Origin of the sequence: Paenibacillus sp. FSL R5-0912, from assembly GCF_000758605.1 — a bacterium.
Taxonomy (GTDB): domain Bacteria; phylum Bacillota; class Bacilli; order Paenibacillales; family Paenibacillaceae; genus Paenibacillus_AQ.
On sequence record NZ_CP009282.1, the window covers coordinates 5,558,082 to 5,577,635 of the forward strand.

The following is a 19,554-nucleotide window of genomic DNA, read 5'->3' on the forward strand; positions in this document are numbered from 1 at the left end:
ATGAAGCCCCCTTAAGAAGCGGTTTGCGTGGCTGTGATGAACCCCATGAAATCCCCGATAGACTGGAAATCCTCATAGGCAAAATGATCAAAATCAAACTCAATTTCGAATTCGTCTTCGATTCGGAGAATGAAATTAATCATTTGCAAGGAATCCAGACCTACATCATTCACAATATCGGTGGCTTCAGTGGCTGTGAGCAACAGCTCCGGATTGTTCTTAATTTCACTCAAGATCCGCACAATGGTATCCTGCATATCACAATTCCCCTCGCATGATGAATTTTAATAAGGAATTCCTTACCAATAATCATACAATCCTACGGCTCCAGCTTCTAACTCACATTTTTATGAAATGTATAGGTTTTTTATTGGATTAAAAAAAGCGTGCCTTAATAGGCAGACTTCATATAAATCAAATTAGGCAGATCAATGAACTCCCGGCTAGGACACGGCAATGTCTGCACAGCAATTCTTGAATTTCCGGCCGCTGCCGCATGCACAAGGATCATTGCGGCCCGGAAGACGACCTTTAAAGTATCGCTGTACATTCTCCGCGAACAGCTGCCGCCGTAGCGATGCTCCCAGCGTCTTCATATGCTCATCGGCATAAGCATAAATGCGCTTGTAGCCGGCGCAGAAATAATCCGGGTCCGATACACTCAGATCATCTGCCCATTTGCGGTTGCGCGGACAGCCTCCGTGGCACAGCGGCTTGTATTCACAGCTGCGGCAAGCTTCAGGCAGCGTCTGCTTCATTCCAAGAAATAACTTCCGTGCGGGATGCGACAGCAATTCGTTCAAGCTGTCCTCGGCCACATTGCCGAGCCTCCAGTCATCGTGAATATAGAAGTCGCAGGGATAGGCGTCCCCGTTCTGTTCCAGTACCAGCATGGTGCTGCATCCGGAGCGGTGAACACATAACTCAGCCTCTCGGCCCGTATAGACACTAAGCATATTGTCGAAGATTCGAATTGATGTCCGCGGCTGCCCGTCATTATACCAGTAATCAAAAGCTTCACACAGGAATTGTCCATACTCCTCGGGTGTGATATCATAGCTGCCAGGCATGCCTGTTTCCTGAGAACGGAAGTCCATACAAGGAATAAATTGTACATATGTAAATTCTTCACGCTCATAGAATTCAATCAGCTCTCTGGCCTTATTGATATTCCCCCGGTGAAGCACTGTAAGAATATTAAAATCCACTTGATGCCGACGCAGGCAATCAATACCCTTCATAACCCGATCAAAGCTCCCTTGCCCTCGGGAATCCTCCCTCCGCTCATCATGAATATCTCTAGGTCCGTCCACGCTAATGCCAATCAAAAACTGGTATTCCCGGAAAAAAGCAGCCCATTTATCTGTGATCAGCGTGCCGTTCGTTTGCAGGGCATTACTGATTTCTGTATGTGCAGGGGCATACGCCGCTTGAAGCATCACGACCTCTTCAAAAAAATCCAGCCCGGCGAGCAGAGGTTCTCCTCCCTGCCAAGCAAAGGAGGCACTTCCCTTGCTCATTTCCATATATTCTTGGATAAATGTATTCAGGACAGCGGAATCAATCCGGTTGATCCGTGGACCGGGCTTCCCTCCACAGGTGCTGTAATAACAATAATCGCAGGCCAAATTACAATCCTCTGAAACGGTCTTCCACAATACGCCAACGTTCCCGTTATTTCCGTAATCGGTTGTTGAACATGTACCGGTCATAATACCCTCCTATACTCATTTGGAAATAATCTTCGGTATTTCAGGTGCCATTATCCAAAAAAATCCTCCATGTCCAGCGGCTGGCCTATAGCGATAAATTCACTTGGCGACATGGAGGTCAGTTGCTTAAACATACGAAAAAAATAGGAGCCATCATAGTGCCTGCGGAGATGCTTGCCAAATACGCCGGACCTGATAATCCCTTTGCGGTATTTATTGCCGTCGTTCTAGGAATCCCCCTTTATTCCAACGCTTTAGGTACAATCCCAATTGCAGAAGCTTTAATTCATAAAGGGGTGGGAATGGGAACCGCACTCGCCTTTATGATGGCGGTCACTGCGCTGTCATTACCTGAGATGATTTTGCTGCGAAAGGTGATCAAACCGAAACTAATCGCCGCTTTTGTACTGATAACTGGTATTGGTATTATTCTGGTCGGTTATTTGTTCAATCTTATTGTTTAGAACAGTAGAAACAAGAACAAGTAATATTATTATCTAACATGGGAGGAATTTATTAATGATTATCAAGATTCTAGGGTCTGGATGCGCAAACTGCAAGAAACTGGAGGGGCATGCTAGAGAAGCAGTTAAACAACTTGGATTGGATGTGACTTTCGAAAAGGTTCAGAATTATAAGGAGATTGTGTCATACGGAGTCATGAAAACACCAGCACTGGTTGTTGACAATCAAGTGAAAATTATGGGCAGAGTGGCATCGGTTGAGGAAATTAAGAAGCTGCTGTAAGTGCATGTATTTCAACTCCATAACAAAAAAGCCATCCCCCTTAGGAAATAGCTCTTTTGAATATGAATTTCACTTTACTTGGATGAATAAAAGCCCTTCAGTATATCACGCATATCCTGCTTGATGTTGATATCCGGACGCTTTTCTTTGGCCAAGGCTTCCGCCTCTTCTACATTCGCAGCATGGCCAAGTTCAAGCAGGACTCCTGTGGCCACAGTTCCTGTACGGTTCCGTCCGCCGGCACAATGGAAATACACAGTTTTCCCATCATTTACTGCTGCCGTAACTGCCTGGATTGCCGCTTGAACAGAATCTTCCTGTCCGCCCTCATCCTCCACGATCGGAAAATGATGACGGGTTACATGCTCAGGGAAGCCTTCTGCCTTCGTTCCGGTATCCCTTAAGTCAAACACATCGGTAATCTCTTGCTCCTGCAGGGCTTCTAGTAGCGCATTCTCCCCGCCGATGTATACTTTACCTTCGATCAATTCATGATAATTCGCCATTATAGTTCTCCCCTATCTCTATTCTCTAGCAGCAGTTGCTTTCCGCCACGAGAGTTCTTTAAGCTGCTCATACCCGGTTACTTCATTAGACTTCCAAGGGATGATTACCACATGCCCCTCAGCATTTTGTTCTACCTTCTGAATCCAATTCAGTTCTGCATGAGCCCGCCCGCTAAGCACTGGATCTGTTGTCCCTGCAGCAGCAAAGCTTTGATTAATCGCCCACCATTTCGTTGGTATACCCGCACGCTTCAGATCCTGTTCCAGGCGGGAGGCTTCATAGACCGGCGTTGCCTCCGCCAGCGTGACAATAACGACGCTTGTCTCCTTCGGATCACGAAGTCTCGGCAGTAAATGCTGCACGGAATCCGGAATGACGCCGGAAGAACGGGCGATTTCCTTATGGTATTCCTGAGTCGCATCCAGCAATAACAGCGTATGTCCGGTTGGTGCTGTATCTATAACTACAATCTCTTCCTCAGAGCGCTCTACCAAGTCAGCAAATGCACGAAACACGGCGATCTCTTCGGTACATGGCGATCTTAAATCCTCTTCCAGGAAGGCAAGCCCCTCTTCATCCAGGGAATCTGCATTCTGGCGGATCACCTCTTGCTGATATTTCTCTAGTTCCACCTTCGGATCCACCCGGCTTACGGAAATCTGATCGGAATGATCACCGAATACATATTCCAGATGAGCCGCCGGATCTGTTGTACTGAGATGAACCCGGTGTCCCCGTTCGGCCAGGCCGACAGCTATAGCAGAGGCTACAGTTGTTTTCCCCACACCGCCTTTACCCATCGTAAAAATCACCCGAATCCCGCTACCCTCCAAATCGGAGATCAAGGCTTCAAGTGAGGGGATGTCAGCGTTTACCTCTACCTGTTGTACATGATCTGGATTCCCTTGGACTGGAGCGAAGAATGCACGCAAGCTTGCGATGCCTGTAACATTAAAGGGAGCTAAGGGGATTGTGTAGCTTGCTAGAGCCTGTAGTTCAGCAGGCATATGTGACAGCGCCTTCTGTTGCCGCTCTACAAAGCTCTTCCCAACTTCATCTTCGTTGATAGATGAAGTAAGTACCCCATTAACCACAAGCAGCTGATTTTTTATCCCGGTTTCTTTTAGTTCAGATGATGCACGTGCGGCTTCCCTTAAGGGAGAAAGCTCCGGACGGGTAACCAGGATTAGGGTAGTCAGATCCTTGTCCGATAAGGATTTAACCGCTTCATGATATAGAACTTTTTTACCTTCCAGACCCGCCAGTGGACCCAGACATGAGGCACCATGCGTACTTTCATCCAGGAAGCCGCTCCAGGCTGAAGGCAGCTGCAACAGCCGCAGCGTGTGTCCTGTTGGCGCAGTGTCAAACAGAATATGATCGAACTGTGCCTTCAATTTCTCATCCGTCAACAGGGTTGTAAACTCATCAAAAGCAGCAATTTCCACCGTACATGCTCCTGATAACTGTTCTTCCATCGACGCGACGACCGAATCAGGCAATACTCCCCGGTAAGGAGCAACCACTTTTGCCTTATATTCTTCGGCGGCAGTCTCCGGATCTAAATTAGCCGCAAAAAGATTGGGAACCTCTTCAATGGGAGTGGGATGGTTAAACAGCTCTACACCGAAAACATCCTGTAGATTGGAGGCGGGGTCTGTGCTCACCAGCAGAACCCGTTTGCCGGAGTCTGCCAGCGCAACTGCTGCCGCACAGGCTGTTGAGGTCTTACCCACCCCGCCTTTCCCTGTAAAGAACAGGTAAGGTGTCGGCAGCATAGTCAGTGGATCAAAGAGTTTAGACATGGTATGCCTTCTTTCTTTCATTATGACTTCGTCTTGATTTCAAGACGGATGCGGGGCTTGGCTGTCAATTCAGCTGCGGCAATCCCTGTCCACTGCTCTAACTCTTCATTCGTGGGGTAGCCCTGTTTCTTAACCACTTTCCCGTCTACAAAAGTAACAGGCAATACTTCAGGACCTTCATCAGCCAGCAATTGTCTGACTTCACCATTCGTAACAAAGGCATCCGGTTCACTGGTCAGATTATATCTGGATACATCTACAGCCTGCTTCTTCAAGTTATGAACTACAGCAGATATACGAATTAATTCAGGATCAGCTACAGGCCCACATACACCGGTGGAGCAGCACATCGCCGGATCATAGATTTCAATTCTTTTCATGAACTCCATCTCCTCCTTAGAAATACAGCCGGGAAGCCCCGGCTGTTACTCTGTCTTATTTTCCTGTTTCAGCGAATTGCTTGATGCGCTCGCCCACTTGATCACGAACCCGCTGGAAGACTGCCCACTTCTCTTCATCTGTTCCTTGCGCTTTCGCAGGGTCATCAAATCCCCAGTGCTCACGTTTCACTTGGGGCGGAGTAATTGGACATTTATCTGCAGCGTCTCCGCACAATGTAATCACAAGGTCAGCATTATTAAGCAGCTGCGGATCAATAATATCAGACGTTTGAGCTGAGATGTCAATTCCTACTTCGTTCATCGCTTGAACAGCTTTCGGATTCAGACCGTGAGCCTCTATACCTGCACTGTACACATTCCATTCCTCGCTCAAGTATTTCTTAGCCCAGCCTTCGGCCATCTGGCTCCGGCAGGAGTTTCCTGTACACAAAAAGTAAATGGTTTTCTTATCCATGAGTTGTAATCTCCTTTGATTTTAAAATAGATTTAACGTTATATAGAGGCCAAGCAGTGTGATAAACAGTGTAGGGATCGTCAGGATAATACCTGTTTTGAAATACGTTCCCCAGGATATCTTCACCCCTTTGGTCGAAAGCACATGCAGCCACAGCAAGGTAGCCAGTGAACCAATCGGTGTAATCTTCGGTCCCAAGTCAGAGCCGATGACATTCGCATATATCAAGGCTTCCTTAATCAGTCCCGAGGTATGCGTAGCATCAATGGCCAGCGCATCAATCATCACCGTAGGCATGTTATTCATTATGGAAGAGATGATTGCAGCAATAAAGCCCATCCCCATCGTTGCGGCGAACAGCCCCTGATCAGCCACAGCCTGGATGACATCGGCAAGGACGTCCGTCAGCCCCGCATTGCGCAGGCCATATACGACGACATACATCCCGATGGAAAAGAATACAATCGCCCAGGGCGCACCCTTCACGACTTCCATCGTGGGAACATTCGGGCTTCTTCTTGCCATGAGAAGGAAGAAAATTGCGATAACCCCGGCTACCACAGACACCGGAATATTCAGGAACTCACTCACAAAGTATCCTACCAGCAGAACCGCTAATACCCACCAGGACAGTTTGAACATCTTCTTATCTTTGATCGCTTCCTGCGGATTTTTCAGCTGGGAGCTGTCGAATTTCTTAGGGATGCTTTTACGGAAAAAGAAGTACAGAACCAGAATACTTGCCCCCAAGGAAAACAGAGTAGGCATCAGCATCCGTCCAGCGTATTCCATAAAGGTAATCCCGAAAAAGTCCGCCGATACGATGTTCACCAGATTACTTACAACCAGCGGCAAAGACGTAGTATCCGCAATGAACCCGCTGGCAATGATAAACGGAAAGACCTTCTTCTCATCAAAATTCAGCGCACGGACCATAGCCAGCACAATTGGAGTCAGAATGAGCGCCGCTCCGTCGTTGGCAAAGAACGCGGCTACAATCGCACCAAGAATGGTGACATAGATGAACATCCGGGTTCCATTCCCCCGGGCAGCTCTGGCCATATGTAGGGCAGCCCATTCGAAGAATCCGATTTTATCGAGGATGAGCGAGATCAGAATGATCGCAACAAAGGCCAATGTGGCATTCCATACAATCAAGGTAACGTCCTTAACATCACTAAAGCTGACTACTCCGGCAAGTAAAGCGAGTACCGCTCCGCCGCAGGCAGACCAGCCAATGGACAAGTTTTTAGGCTGCCAAATGACAAATACTAAGGTAACAATGAAAATGAAACCCGCTAAGAATACAGAAACCAATCCGCTAACCTCCATTTAGTCACATGAAATTCTTAAGCCTTTCTTATCGAGCTCTTCTAATTCATGATCTTGTGAAGGAACGAAGGCAATCAGATTCTGAATTAATTCATGCTGGATGCTGTTTGGATTCACCGAGTAAAAAATCCACTGGCCTTTCCGGTTCTCCTTGACCAGCCCCGCATCCTTGAGCTTCCGCAAGTGCTGGCTCACAGATGGCTGACTAGTCTTGAAAATATCAACAAGCTCGCATACACAGCACTCCTGCTTCTCCAGAAGCTTCATCATCGTCAGCCTAGTTTTATCCCCCAGTAGCTTCAACGTCTGTGATACTTCATCCAGCTCATCCAGATCAAAACTCATCTTCAGCCCCCCTTTCACCACATCATTATATAACTATACGCTTATATAATCAAGTGAGAATATGATTCCCTTCTGTTCAATCCTTAATCACAAGCACATTCCGTGTACTCCCCTTTTAACAAGGACAGTAGCGTTTGGGTGTCAGGCAATGCACTTAGAACGGGTTGAATAAAGGAACCCTCTTCAATATTCAAGGAATAGTATACCCATTGAGCGCGTTTCGTCTCCTTCACTAGTCCCTGTGCCTTTAATTTCCTCAAGTGCTGGCTCACACCAGGTTGAGACATATTTAAGATTTCGACTAAATCACATACACACCATTCTTTATCTTTAAGCAATCCAAGTATCGTTAGCCTGGTTTTGTCACCCAATAATTTCAGCTTCTCTGCCATTTCACTATTGAACATAGGCACAGTCCTCTCCAGAGTACAAACCAAATGATACATAAATATATAATCATATATTAAAGTTCATTTCGTTTAAAATCAAGAAAGGCGAAAGTAGTTTGGCAAGAAAGCCTTATTCGTTAACAGGGACATTCATTTCCTTTAGTAACTGAAGCACCCGCAGCTGGATGTGGTCACGTGCAGCCCTCACATCTTCCAGACGGCCCTCATGGGTTAATGGATCCGTAATATCCCATTGTACATTCTTGATGGCAAAAGGAACAATCGGGCATTTTTCATTAACTTGTTCACATAATTTAATAATGACTTTCGATTGCATAAATGTTGTCATATCAATCGTTTTGGAGCTGTTGCCTGAAATATCAATCCCTACTTCTTTCATGACTTTGACCGTATAGGGATGAATCTCTCCGGATTCAAGTCCTGCACTTTCAGCGATCACATGCTCACCGCCATAATGTCTGGCAAAAGCCTCGGCAATTTGACTGCGGCAACGATTCTGGATACAGAGGAAATACAGACGAATGGGTTGTTCCATTTTCTCAGGCCCCTTTCTATTTATAGTTCATTATATAATTGAATGTTTATATTCAAGTCATTCTTTTTGTTTCCGTAATGTAAAACTTCCAATCAGATGATATTTAACTTGCAATTTGCAAGTATCTGAGTTATAACTAATACATGAGGTGAAAACAATGGAAACTCCACGAGAATTACTCCAAATCATGAGCAGGCGTTTGGGACTACTCAATAAGGATTGCTGCAGCGTAGGCGGATGTGATCTTTCTGCGACCCAAAGCCATCTATTGTATGAAATTGATCGAAGCCACAATCCCTCTATGCAACAGGTCGCCGAAACACTCGGGACAGATATTACTACCTTTAGCAGACAAGTCCAGTCTTTGGTGAAAATGAATTTAGTTAAGAAGACACCTGACCCTGCGGATCGAAGAGTCTATAACCTGTCGCTTACTCCCGAAGGGAAAATGGTGGCTACAACGATTGATCAACAAATGAATGAATACCTGAATGAAGCCTTCTCACACATGAGCGAATTTGAAGTAGAAACATTACTACGATCCATTAAGCTTTTCAATGAAGCCATGGGGAAATCCAGCAATTGCTGCGCACCTGTAAAAGGGTGATTTCTCTAGTCTTATATTTGCAATTTGCAAGTTATTCCACTATACAAGGAGTGTTTAATCATGAACAAACTTACTAATGACCAGATCCGCCAGAATGTACGGGGGCGCTATCAGACAATCGCTGTAAAAAAGGTCGAAGCTGCCTCTTCCTGCTGCGGACCTGCTGACAGCAGCTGCTGTGACTCCCCATCTGATTTTGATGCCATATCCGCTAAGCTGGGTTATTCCAGCGAGGATCTGTCTGCAGCTCCTGAAGGCGCAAATTTAGGCCTTGGATGCGGTAACCCTCAGGCTATTGCTGAACTGCAGGCGGGTGAACATGTTCTGGACCTTGGGAGCGGTGGTGGATTCGATTGTTTCCTCGCTTCCCGGCAGGTAGGTGAGCAAGGCCATGTTATCGGTGTGGATATGACACCTGAAATGATCAGCCGCGCAAGAGATAATGCCATTAAAGGAAAATTCAACAACACGGAATTCAGATTGGGCGAAATTGAACATCTCCCCGTCGCTGACAATTCAATAAACGTGATTATCTCTAACTGCGTGATTAACCTCTCACCAGACAAACAGCAAGTATTCCGTGAGGCCTATCGTGCCCTTCAGCCTGGCGGGCGTCTGGCGATCTCTGATATTGTAACTACAGCTGAGCTTCCCCCTGAGATCAAAAATGACCTGGGCGAACTATATTCTGGTTGTATCTCCGGAGCCTCTTCCATCGCTGATGTAGAGCAGATGCTTCGGGAAAGCGGCTTCTCTGAGATTAGCATTGAGCCCAAAGATGAATCCAGAGCATTCATCAAAGATTGGGTTCCCGGTGCGAACGTTGACCAATTCATTGTATCTGCTGTAATTAAAGCGAGAAAGTAAGCATTTGGAGGCTGTTCATATGATCACTACATTAACTGTTCGTCAGGCCACTTCAAAGGATACGGAAAGCATCCTTCGTATCTACAACCAGGGGATCGAGGACCGGATCGCTACGCTCGAAACGGAGACGAAAGACTCCTCCTATATGAAGGCATGGTTCAACGATCACCAAGGCCGCTTTAGTGTTGTGGTCGCTGAACTAGAGGGTGAAGTCATTGGCTGGGCCTCCCTAAATCCTTATTCGCACCGCTGTGCCTATCATGGAGTCGCTGACCTCTCCGTTTACATTGACCGCAGCTTTCGTGGGCAGGGTGTGGGTAGTTTTCTCCTAGAGTCCTTACACAAGATAGCCAAGGAAAACAGCTTTTATAAAATTGTTCTCTTTACTTTTCCGTTCAACCAAAGCGGTCAAGGGCTATACAAGAAAATGGGTTATCGGCAGGTTGGTGTATTTGAGAAGCAGGGGATTCTGAATGGAGAGTTTATTGACGTGATGATTATGGAGAAACTGCTTTAATTGTACCGTTCTCCCGGTGTTTAATAACCAACTTATCGATCACTCCAATGGCAGAAACATAATAGATATGAGCATTTTTCACTTCTCCATTACATTATCCTGGGTCAAATCCAGTTTCTTTACCAGCGGCTTGATGGTCAACCCTTGAACCAGCAGGGAGAACAAGACAATACTGAAGGTTAAGACCAGGATATTCTCCCTGCCTTCAAATGATGCCGGCAGACTCAATGCGAGTGCAATGGAGAGACTTCCCTTTAATCCGCCCCAATTCAAAACAATCTTCCAGGAGGCCGGAAAATTCTTCAGAAACCTGAGACTGGCATACAACGCAATGGTCCGTCCTGCCAGTACGATAAGAATCGAAGCGACAATAAGCAGCCATTTATCAGTAAAATCAATATTTCTAATCTCAAGTCCAATCATCAGGAAGATCAATGAGTTAGCCACCAGGGTGATGACATCCCAAAATGAATTGATATTTACCTTCGTGGTCTCTGACATACCTATCCGCGAACCGTAATTTCCAAAGATCAGCCCGCTTACCGCGACAGCAATAACTCCGGATACATGAAAGTGCTCCGCGATAAAATAGCTTCCAAAAAACAGCAGCATGGAGAATCCGATCTCCAATGGGAAATCATCATAAAGACGAATTAATTGCGAGAACAAATATCCCATTATCGCTCCGATAAGGATACCGCCTAAAGAAAATTTTAGGAACAGCAGAATTCCGCTGCCAACCCCTACCCAGCCCATTTCCATATAAGACAGCAGGTACACCGAAGAGATTTGAAACAGCACTACAGCAATCCCATCATTAAAAAGAGATTCTCCTTCTATAATAGTAACAATATTCTTCGGGACACCCAAAGATTTAAAAATCGAAATCACACTAATGGGGTCTGTCGCACTCATCAGCGCAGCAAAGGTGAAGGAAACAATAAGCGGAAGGCCCAGCCCCCAATACACAGCCAAGCCGATGATGAGAAATGACAACAAGGTTCCTCCAAAAGCCAAAGCCAGCACCGGCTTATGTTGCTCCCGAAGATGGGAGAAAGGAAGCTTTAAGGTGGCATCCCCCAAGAGAATCGGTAAGAATAATGAGATGATGATCGCCTGAAAGACATGCGACTGGGTGATGAAAGCCTCTGCTTCCACCAAAATAGGAATATGCACAAACCCCAGCAGCAGCCCCACCACTACAAGCGCGATGGAATAGGGCTGATTCATTTTTTTGGCAACTGCAATGACTCCCATGGATATGGCAAGCAGAATTAATATCTGAATAAATACATCATCAAACTGATTCATATAACACCCCATATATTGTTTTTTAGAGGAAAGATTTCTTCAGCGAATCAGTATCCACATCTATTCTATTATTAGCAAATCAGCTGGCAATAATCATCTATCTCCCTCCTACTTGCCGGCCGCCGCCCGCTGAAAACTATGCTGTTCCCTAAGATAATCCAGCAATATACGGTTGAAGAGCTGGGGTTGACACAAGTGACTCGGATACATGGCATCTTCAAGGATCGCTAGGCGGGCAGACGGATACTTGCCGGCTGTTCTTTTCACCTGCTCCAATGCCCATTCATTCTGATTCCCGGATACAACAAGAACAGGAACCTGCAGCCGTAACGCGAATCCGTAGCTGTCCGTTTGTCTAAGTGCCAGCCGCTGCATAATTAATTCAGTGGTCCGTTCATGCACAAGCTCTTTCCTGAGAATATGATAAGCTGAGAGCCATTTATTGTAGGTGATGCGTAAAGAACGGATAAACATTTCGGCAGGAAGATAATGGGCGGCCCATGCGCAGACCTCGAAGATTCCTTTCACTTTCCCGCCTCTAGCTGTGTATTCTCCCTGGAAATAGCTGTCCACCAATACCATATTAATCACCCGCTCAGGGTACAGATAGGCGAATTTCTGGGCGAGCACAGCACCACTGGAACAAGCTACGATAACAGCCCTCTCTACAGCCAAAGCGTCCAACAACAGCTTCAAATCTTCACATTGTGTGTCTACGATCCGGCTAATCTCCACATCCATTTTCCCCGATTGTCCGTTCCCTCTTAAATCGAATACGACCACTTTCGCACGCTTGCTGAAATAATCCGCTTGCGGGTCAAACAGATGATGGGAGGTCGAATAATCATGAATAAAAACAATGGGCAGACCGCTGCCCGACATCTCGTAATACAGCGACGTTCCATTCACTTCAATATGCGGCATAACCAATGCATCCTCTCATGAACGCTTGCGGGGTTAGCTGCCGGATTCGGGCCCTGAAAGTAGCCCTACTCGTTTATCCGAGATTCACCCCATATAACCTGGTTCCCCCGCTTCCTATAAGGAATTCAGCGATTAAGTATTATTTTGCAGACGTTTCCTGACTTTCTTCCCCCAGGACCTTCAGATCATCCTGTATGCTCCCCTTCCACAAGGGGACTCCGGAACGGTAGGCTGCCCGGCCATTTAAATGGCCTGCCACCGGTGAAGTGATGAATACAAAAACAATCGCCAGCAGCAGCTTGACATTAACCGTTCCGTCTTTAAACCAAAAGTACAGGAAGCCTCCTGTCAGCAAGCACAGTACCCCGAAGGTTGCACTTTTGGTAGCCGCATGTGAACGCAGGTACACATCAGGCAGCCGGACTAAGCCGAAGGCACTTAAACCGCAGAAGACTGCACCAATTACCACAATAATGGAGCTAATCAGTTCACCTGTCATTCGGGTTCCCTCCATCTTCTATAACGGCTCCCCGTTCAATATATCTGGCCAGTGCCGTTGTTCCAATAAACGTAAGAATACCGATAACCAGAATGACTTCTAGAAAATCCTGGGTATCCAGCAGCATACAGAAAACGGTGATCATAGCGAGTATATGAATGCCTATCGTATCGAGTGCGGTAACCCTGTCTGAACGGGTTGGCCCTTTCAGGAGACGGAACAGGCATGCCAGCATCGCCAGCGCCAGAATGATCATGGCCACAGTTAGTATAACTTGGATCATTACCGGGTCACCTCCATAATTGCCTGTTCGAAAGTGCCTCTAATCTGCGTGACCAACAGCTCTGCATCTTTAATATCAATAGCATGAATGTACAGCGTCTTGCCATCCTTCGAAACATCAAGGGTCAGGGTTCCCGGTGTCAGACAGATCAGGCACGATAACAGCGTAACCTCCCAAGCCGAGGTCAAGGCAGTCTCATAAGCAAAGATGCCGGGACGTATAGCCAGCTTCGGACGGATGATATGGCCGATGACCACGAAATTCGAGACCGTAAGTTCACGGGCAAAGATCAGCAGAAGCTTCAGTATAGCCCATATACGTATGAGATAGAATGGCCGGGTCCGGGCCAGGGATTTCGTCAAAATCAGCAATAATATAATACCGAGCACATAGCCTACGATGAAGCTTGAACCAGAGCCATTGTTATTTATCGCCATCCACAGAAAGGCAATCAACAGATTTAACAGGAATTGTAGGGCCATCTTCTCTACTCCTTCATTATGGCTTCAATGTATAGCGCAGGTGAAGCCAATACCTCTCCAGCCTGCGATACATAAGTATACACGGACTCGGCACCAACCCCCATTGCAATCACAAGCAGCAGGAGTCCGGCGGCAACAGCCGATGCAGCCTTCAAGCTCACTTTAGGCAGCTCTTTCACAGGTTCATTTCCCCAGAATGCCAGCCTGAACACCTTCATCAGGGAATACAGCACCAGTAAGCTCGATCCTAGTCCAATTAAGGACAACGTCAGCATTCCCTCAGCCAGAGCTCCGCGGATGATCAGGATTTTGCCGGCAAACCCGCTCAGCGGCGGAATACCTGTCAGGGCAAGCGCAAGAGTAAAGAACATCCAGCCGATGAACGGATACTTTTTAATCATCCCGCCCATACTGCCTAGCCGGTCAGTTCCAGCTGCGGATATAATTATCCCGCCCAGAATAAACATGAGTCCCTTGGCCAGCATATCGTGCAGCAGATAGAAGACCGCCCCATTCAATGAATCTGCTGTCCCAACAGCAAGTCCAAAGGCTACAAACCCAACGCTGATAATGACGTTATAATTCAGAATCCGCGGGATATCCTTATACGCGACTGCCCCCAGGCTACCGAGGATCATGGTAGCAGCAGCCATCCAGGCAATCCAGGCATGGGTGAAGCCGGGATCGTTAACAAACAGCAGCGTGAAGGTGCGGATGATTGCATAGAGTCCAACTTTGGTCAGTAGAGCACCGAATAATGCTCTGACAGCCGGCGGAGGCGCACTGTATGACCCTGGAAGCCAGAAGAACAGGAACAGCCCTGCCTTTAGGGAAAATACAATCAAGAACAAAACAGCAATCACATTAAGCACACCGCCTTGTCCCGCTTCAGCGATACGCTGGGACAGGTGTGCCATGTTGAGTGTTCCTACTGCTGCATAGAGATAAGCTACCGCTGCTACAAACAGTGTCGAGGATACGATATTAATGAGCAGATATTTCGACGTTTCTCTTAGCTGAAGTTTGGTCCCTCCGAGTGAGATAAGCGCATAAGAAGAAATCAGCATAACCTCAAAGAAGACAAACAGGTTGAAAATATCCCCGGTAAGAAACGAGCCGTATACCCCGACCAGCAAAAACTGAAAGAACGTATAATAATAGAACCTCTCCCGCTTCTCTCCGATGCTGCCGAAAGAATACAACAGAATCGCAAAACTGACGATCGAAGCCATCATTACCAGCAACACAGCAAACATATCACCTACAAATACAATGCCGTACGGAGGAGCCCAGCCCCCCATCTGCAAGGTCTGTATGCCCTCAGAGTGGACACGTGAAACCAGCAGCACTGCAACCAGAATGTTCAGCAGACCGCTGAGCGCACTAATCACGCGCTGAAGCCGGATCTTCTCTTTGAGAAAAATCAGGATGACAGCCGTAGTCAGCGGAATGAGAATCGGGAGTACCAATAGATTGCTCATTCGTTGTCCTCCTTAATGCTGTCCATTTCGTCAGTACCCAGCGTCTGGTAAGACCGGTACGCGAGTACGAAGTAGAAGGCGGTAACCCCAAAGCTGATTACTATGGAGGTTAGAATCAATGCCTGCGGCAGCGGATCAACATAAGTATCCGCTTTGCCCAGCACAGGGGCCGCACCCTTTTTGAGCCCGGCCATTGTGAGCAGCAGCAGATGGACACCATGCGTCAGCAGGGAGGTTCCCAGCACAATGCGCAGCAGGCTTTTGGACAGAATCAGGTATACACCGATCGTGAAGAGAATGCCGACCGCCACCGCCATTAGGAGTTCCATTTCTTTTCCCCTCCGATCGATAAAATGATGTTCATCGTCACACCGACTACGGCCAGGTATACGCCAAGGTCAAACAGGACGGCAGTCGCCAGCTCCGTATCACCAAGCACAGGCAGATGAAAATGGCCGAAAGCATGACTTAGAAAAGGAGCATCAAACAGGAATGAGCCTGACGCTGTTAGAATCGCCAGCAGGAGTCCGGAAGCTGTAAGCAGCCGGTAATTCACAGGGAGTACCTTGCGTACCTGATCCATTCCAAATGCGATTGTAATGAGGATCAGCGCAGCAGAAGTCATCAATGCCCCGATAAAGCCTCCCCCCGGATGATTATGTCCGGCAAAGAACAAATACAGGGAGAATATCAGAATAATGAGGACAATCCCCTTAGACATCGTCTGCAGAATCACGTCATTGCTGCGCAGCGGTAACGTCCCCTTCTTGGCGGGCTGGAGCGGCGGCAACTCCTCCTCCATTCTCAAATGAATCAGACCATAAATGGCCAGTGAGGCGATGCCAAGCACCATGATTTCAAACAAGGTATCAAACCCGCGGAAATCTACCAGGATGACGTTGACAACATTCTTGCCGCCAGCCAGGTTGTAGCTTTCTTTCAGGAAAAACTCGGAGATAGGTTCAAAAGGACTGGTACCCATAGCCGCCAGAGCGATCAACGTCATTGTAATACCGGCTCCAAGCGCAATGATCAGATTAGGCAGCTTAAAGCGCAGCGGCTCCCTCTGCTTCTTCAGCTTCGGTAAATACCGGAAACAAAGAAGGAACAGAATGACCGATACGGTCTCTATAATCATTTGGGTGAGTGCAAGATCCGGTGCCCGGAAAAGAACGAAAAGCAGCGTCACCATATACCCTACACCACCGGTGAATAGAATCGCGTTGACACGTGACTTGGCAAATGGAACCGCAAAGGCAGCCAGCAGCATTGCTGCTACAACAGCCGTTTCATAAAAAGACAATGAGGCATACTGCTCCATGCCGAAGCTTATGCCTGGCTGCCGCAGCAGAACTGTGAGTAACGAAATGATGAAAAAGCTGAAGATATAGAGCAGGTAATGGCGATTGGAACCTGTCATATAAGCATCGGTCAAACGTCTTGAACCATTCTCGAGCAGTCTTAGCGAGAAGTCATAGATACGGTTCAGCGTATTGCGTCCGCTTGCTTCGCGGTCCAGTACCCGCAGCCGGGTATAGATTCTAAATAACAGCGTACCTGCTGCTATAACGCCGAGGGTCATGAAGATTTCCGGTGTCCAGCCATGCCAGAAATGAATAGATACCTCAAAGGCTTCTTCCGGTGCGAGTAATCCCGTATGGATGGAAGACATTGCCGGTTCAATCAGCGTAGCAGAGACCAGGTCAGGGAAGAAAGCAAACACTACAGCAAGTGAAATTAGAATCACCGGTGACAGCAAGAGACCCAGTGGAGCTTCATGCGGAACTTTATCCAGTTTGTCTTCCCTCAGCTTGCCGCGGAAGGTCTTGAAGACAAAGATCATGCTATATACAAAGGTAAACACACTGGCAATCCAGGCAATTACCGGAAAGAGCTGCATCCAGTATCCTGAGCTCAGGATGTCAAACTCCCGGATATTGAGCACAGAGGTGAAGAACATTTCTTTACTTAGGAATCCGCTGAATGGCGGCAATCCAGCCATGGAGAACGCCCCGATCAATGCGACAGAGAAGGTGACCGGCATGAGAGACATGAGCCCTCCAAGCTTGCGCAGATCGCGGGTACCCGTCTCGTGGTCAATAATGCCCACAACCATAAACAGACTGCCTTTAAATACAGCATGATTAATGAGATGAAAGAGCGCTGCTGTAGTAGCCATCGTATAAAACACTGCATCCCCCGTGCCGGTAAAGAAGGCTGCCGCCGACCCGAGTCCCAGCAAAGACATGATCAAGCCGAGTTGGCTGATCGTGGAGTACGCCAGTAAGGCCTTGAGATCCGTTTGCCGGATGGCTTTGAACGACCCATAGATTAGAGTTACTAGCCCTGTGACAGAAACGAGCCAGAACCACTCGGATTGTCCGGCATATAGAGGGGTGAGCCGTGCTACCAGATAGATCCCCGCCTTAACCATGGTAGCCGAGTGAAGATACGCACTGACCGGAGTCGGCGCTTCCATGGCATCAGGCAGCCAGATATGAAATGGAAACTGGGCGGATTTCGTAAAGGCACCCAGGAGAATAAGCAGCATGGACGGGATAAACATGGCACTTTCTGTCAAGGCTCCTGCCTGTGCAACAATCTCGCGGATACTATAAGTGCCGGTCATTACATAGAGCAGATTAAATCCGGCAAGCATCGCCAGACCGCCAAACACAGTAATCAGCATGGACTTCATTGCCCCATAAGAGGATCTTTCCCGGCGGTGCCAGAAGGCAATAAGCAGGAACGAAGAAACACTCGTCAATTCCCAGAATCCGTACAGCACCATCAGATTATCTGACAGGACAACGCCCAGCATTGCTCCCATAAACATGAGCAGGTACATATAAAACTGGCGGATTCCCTCCATCAGCTTATCAAGATAATAAATGGAATAGAGCACAACCAGGGCACCCATTCCGGTAATGAGCAGGACAAAGAGCAAGCTGAGTCCATCCAGCACCAGAGATATATTCACCCCAAAGGACGGCATCCAGGTGATATTGTTTACAATAGGATCTCCAGCCCGGATGGCTGGAATTCTCGTCAGGAAATAAATGAAGAGAGCCGCGGGAAGGGGCAGAGCGATCCAGCCCAGGTGAAAACGTTTATTTCGCTTCAGCAGCAGCATAAGCGCAGCCAGCAAAAACGGAAGTAGGATAATCATATGCAGCAAGGCTTAATCCCCCTTTCTAGTTTTGGTATAATCCGCTTAACGGGGCTTAACCCATTCGTTCTGTACAATTCTCAAATATTGCGCTTCACCGTTTCTGACGATTTTGAACAGGCCGGTATTGAAATCCGTATCGAGCTCACGAAAGAAAACCCCCTTTATGGGTTCAACTCCATCCGGTTCATCCATAAGGATATGGCGGTCGCCCTCTTTGACTAGATACGCAGAGAATCCTTGCTCATGGGACTTTTCGAGCAGCTCCGGATATCGCTGCACCGCAACGATATGAAGATCAATCGGTCCCATCCGCTCCAGCAGCTCATTGATGAAGCTTCCCCTCGTAATCTCCTGCCATAGCGTTTGGCTTGACTGTCCGAGTACAATTTGCGTTATTTTGTTATCCTTTGCAGTCTCCACAATCACATCAGCCGTTTTTTTGCCATTACATTTGCGGATCACAAATTGTCCGCCGGCCTCCTGGGTCTGTTTCTCCCAGCCAGACAGGTACTGCTGCTTCTCCCGGTTATATTCATTGTCTCCGGATGCATCTACTGTAAGCACAATCAGCGGAGCATTGAGCAATTTAGCCAATTGTCCTCCACGCTGTATTAACCGCTGCCCGTGGGGGCCATAATGCACACACACCATGATGCTCTCATTGTTCATTTCCATTTCAAAACCTCCGTGACAGTAAATTTATTCCAGAAAAAAAGCACAAAAAGAGCCCGCTGTTGGCAGGCTCCTCCGGTTAACTCCGTATACAATTATTGCAATTATATAGTCACCGGAGGAGAATGTAAAGGAATTTGCAGTGAATAATCCGGGAAGCATCAGGGGAGCCTGTGTGAAAAGGAGGAATCCCTCATGTTAATACGTAAAATAATATGCTGCCTTTCCCTGTTCGCCGCCATGTTGATACTTGGCTGGAAAATGGAAAATTTATTAATTTCTCATACGGCAGTATCACAAATAAGCAGCTTTTCCGTTGAAGAATTTAGTTTCCATACCGAAGGCTTTACTGATACGCCCCCAATCAGCGTACCCTATCTCCCCAGGGAATATGTGAGAATTAGACGTACGCTAAGATAAAGTGATTATGCTTCCCTCTGTTCACTTATTTCGGGTAAGATAGGGGTTAACCCTTGAATAGAATGGGAGCA

Annotated in this window: 25 protein-coding genes and 1 riboswitch; of the genes, 6 read left to right on the forward strand and 19 right to left on the reverse strand. The window is 47.3% G+C overall.

What is annotated here, in order from left to right; genetic code table 11:
* Positions 1-11 precede the first annotated feature (11 nt).
* Both R50912_RS23565 and R50912_RS23570 read right to left on the reverse strand, forming a co-directional pair.
* A complete protein-coding gene (locus R50912_RS23565) occupies positions 12-257 on the reverse strand; it encodes an acyl carrier protein (RefSeq protein ID WP_042238312.1) in 246 nt (81 codons plus the stop codon).
* Between the two features lie 186 nt (positions 258-443).
* The gene (locus R50912_RS23570; protein ID WP_042238314.1) at positions 444-1,712 is read right to left on the reverse strand and encodes an anaerobic sulfatase maturase; all 1,269 of its coding nucleotides are present in this window, start codon (positions 1,710-1,712) and stop codon (positions 444-446) included.
* Between the two features lie 122 nt (positions 1,713-1,834).
* Between R50912_RS23570 and R50912_RS23575 the strand changes: the two genes are divergently transcribed.
* Together R50912_RS23575 and R50912_RS23580 are read left to right on the forward strand one after the other, a co-directional pair.
* Positions 1,835-2,176 carry a permease gene (locus R50912_RS23575; protein ID WP_042238315.1) on the forward strand — a complete coding sequence of 114 codons (342 nt, stop codon included), beginning with the start codon at positions 1,835-1,837 and terminating at the stop codon, positions 2,174-2,176.
* A gap of 55 nt (positions 2,177-2,231) precedes the next feature.
* Positions 2,232-2,459: a thioredoxin family protein gene (locus R50912_RS23580; protein ID WP_042238317.1), complete on the forward strand. Its 228-nt coding sequence runs from the start codon at positions 2,232-2,234 to the stop codon at positions 2,457-2,459.
* Between the two features lie 74 nt (positions 2,460-2,533).
* Here the strand turns inward: R50912_RS23580 and R50912_RS23585 are convergent, their stop codons facing one another.
* The 8 genes from R50912_RS23585 to R50912_RS23620 form a co-directional block, all read right to left on the reverse strand.
* Positions 2,534-2,965 carry a protein-tyrosine phosphatase family protein gene (locus R50912_RS23585; protein ID WP_042238320.1) on the reverse strand — a complete coding sequence of 144 codons (432 nt, stop codon included), beginning with the start codon at positions 2,963-2,965 and terminating at the stop codon, positions 2,534-2,536.
* An 18-nt stretch (positions 2,966-2,983) separates the two neighbouring features.
* On the reverse strand, positions 2,984-4,771 hold the full coding sequence (gene arsA, locus R50912_RS23590; RefSeq protein WP_042238322.1) for an arsenical pump-driving ATPase: 1,788 nt from the start codon (positions 4,769-4,771) through the stop codon (positions 2,984-2,986).
* A 20-nt stretch (positions 4,772-4,791) separates the two neighbouring features.
* On the reverse strand, positions 4,792-5,151 hold the full coding sequence (arsD, locus tag R50912_RS23595) for an arsenite efflux transporter metallochaperone ArsD (RefSeq protein WP_042238324.1): 360 nt from the start codon (positions 5,149-5,151) through the stop codon (positions 4,792-4,794).
* Positions 5,152-5,206: 55 nt separating this feature from the next.
* Positions 5,207-5,626, reverse strand: a complete 420-nt coding sequence (gene arsC, locus R50912_RS23600; RefSeq protein ID WP_042238326.1) for an arsenate reductase (thioredoxin) — start codon at positions 5,624-5,626, stop codon at positions 5,207-5,209.
* A 21-nt stretch (positions 5,627-5,647) separates the two neighbouring features.
* Positions 5,648-6,958, reverse strand: a complete 1,311-nt coding sequence (locus R50912_RS23605) for an arsenical efflux pump membrane protein ArsB (protein WP_042238328.1) — start codon at positions 6,956-6,958, stop codon at positions 5,648-5,650.
* Positions 6,959-7,303, reverse strand: a complete 345-nt coding sequence (locus R50912_RS23610; protein ID WP_042238330.1) for an ArsR/SmtB family transcription factor — start codon at positions 7,301-7,303, stop codon at positions 6,959-6,961.
* A gap of 83 nt (positions 7,304-7,386) precedes the next feature.
* Positions 7,387-7,710, reverse strand: a complete 324-nt coding sequence (locus tag R50912_RS23615) for an ArsR/SmtB family transcription factor (protein ID WP_042238333.1) — start codon at positions 7,708-7,710, stop codon at positions 7,387-7,389.
* A gap of 112 nt (positions 7,711-7,822) precedes the next feature.
* Positions 7,823-8,248, reverse strand: coding sequence for an arsenate reductase ArsC (locus R50912_RS23620; RefSeq protein WP_042238335.1), 426 nt, complete (start codon positions 8,246-8,248; stop codon positions 7,823-7,825).
* A gap of 157 nt (positions 8,249-8,405) precedes the next feature.
* On the opposite strand from R50912_RS23620, the gene R50912_RS23625 reads away from it, so the two are divergent.
* From R50912_RS23625 to R50912_RS23635, 3 genes are read left to right on the forward strand one after another with little or no spacing between them, the layout of a single operon-like run.
* Complete coding sequence (locus tag R50912_RS23625; protein WP_042238337.1) at positions 8,406-8,855, forward strand: MarR family winged helix-turn-helix transcriptional regulator; 450 nt, start codon at positions 8,406-8,408, stop codon at positions 8,853-8,855.
* Between the two features lie 60 nt (positions 8,856-8,915).
* Positions 8,916-9,722, forward strand: a complete 807-nt coding sequence (locus R50912_RS23630; RefSeq protein WP_042238339.1) for an arsenite methyltransferase — start codon at positions 8,916-8,918, stop codon at positions 9,720-9,722.
* Positions 9,723-9,744: 22 nt separating this feature from the next.
* A complete protein-coding gene (locus R50912_RS23635; protein ID WP_156123491.1) occupies positions 9,745-10,239 on the forward strand; it encodes an arsinothricin resistance N-acetyltransferase ArsN1 family A in 495 nt (164 codons plus the stop codon).
* 78 nt (positions 10,240-10,317) lie between these two features.
* Here the strand turns inward: R50912_RS23635 and R50912_RS23640 are convergent, their stop codons facing one another.
* The 9 genes from R50912_RS23640 to R50912_RS23680 form a co-directional block, all read right to left on the reverse strand.
* Positions 10,318-11,550: a cation:proton antiporter gene (locus R50912_RS23640; RefSeq protein ID WP_042238345.1), complete on the reverse strand. Its 1,233-nt coding sequence runs from the start codon at positions 11,548-11,550 to the stop codon at positions 10,318-10,320.
* A 108-nt stretch (positions 11,551-11,658) separates the two neighbouring features.
* Positions 11,659-12,474 carry an alpha/beta fold hydrolase gene (locus R50912_RS33500; RefSeq protein WP_052416650.1) on the reverse strand — a complete coding sequence of 272 codons (816 nt, stop codon included), beginning with the start codon at positions 12,472-12,474 and terminating at the stop codon, positions 11,659-11,661.
* Between the two features lie 7 nt (positions 12,475-12,481).
* Positions 12,482-12,615: riboswitch (cyclic di-AMP (ydaO/yuaA leader) on the reverse strand.
* Positions 12,614-12,973, reverse strand: coding sequence for a monovalent cation/H(+) antiporter subunit G (gene mnhG / locus R50912_RS23650; protein WP_081956623.1), 360 nt, complete (start codon positions 12,971-12,973; stop codon positions 12,614-12,616). It overlaps the preceding riboswitch by 2 nt.
* On the reverse strand, positions 12,963-13,256 hold the full coding sequence (locus R50912_RS23655) for a Na(+)/H(+) antiporter subunit F1 (protein WP_042238350.1): 294 nt from the start codon (positions 13,254-13,256) through the stop codon (positions 12,963-12,965). The genes mnhG and R50912_RS23655 overlap by 11 nt, the downstream gene beginning before the upstream one ends.
* Positions 13,256-13,738, reverse strand: coding sequence for a Na+/H+ antiporter subunit E (locus R50912_RS23660; RefSeq protein ID WP_042238352.1), 483 nt, complete (start codon positions 13,736-13,738; stop codon positions 13,256-13,258). Before R50912_RS23660 ends, R50912_RS23655 begins: the two co-directional genes overlap by 1 nt.
* Before the next feature lie 5 nt (positions 13,739-13,743).
* Entirely contained in the window at positions 13,744-15,219 is a 1,476-nt protein-coding gene (locus R50912_RS23665) for a Na+/H+ antiporter subunit D (protein WP_042238356.1), read from the reverse strand.
* Positions 15,216-15,548 carry a Na(+)/H(+) antiporter subunit C gene (locus R50912_RS23670; RefSeq protein ID WP_042238359.1) on the reverse strand — a complete coding sequence of 111 codons (333 nt, stop codon included), beginning with the start codon at positions 15,546-15,548 and terminating at the stop codon, positions 15,216-15,218. Before R50912_RS23670 ends, R50912_RS23665 begins: the two co-directional genes overlap by 4 nt.
* Positions 15,536-18,388, reverse strand: a complete 2,853-nt coding sequence (locus tag R50912_RS23675) for a Na+/H+ antiporter subunit A (RefSeq protein WP_042243101.1) — start codon at positions 18,386-18,388, stop codon at positions 15,536-15,538. The genes R50912_RS23670 and R50912_RS23675 overlap by 13 nt, the downstream gene beginning before the upstream one ends.
* A gap of 45 nt (positions 18,389-18,433) precedes the next feature.
* Entirely contained in the window at positions 18,434-19,066 is a 633-nt protein-coding gene (locus R50912_RS23680) for a universal stress protein (protein WP_052416651.1), read from the reverse strand.
* 192 nt (positions 19,067-19,258) lie between these two features.
* Here R50912_RS23680 and R50912_RS35245 point away from each other — a divergent pair, with 192 nt between their 5' ends.
* Positions 19,259-19,483, forward strand: coding sequence for a hypothetical protein (locus R50912_RS35245; protein WP_156123285.1), 225 nt, complete (start codon positions 19,259-19,261; stop codon positions 19,481-19,483).
* Positions 19,484-19,554 lie beyond the last annotated feature (71 nt).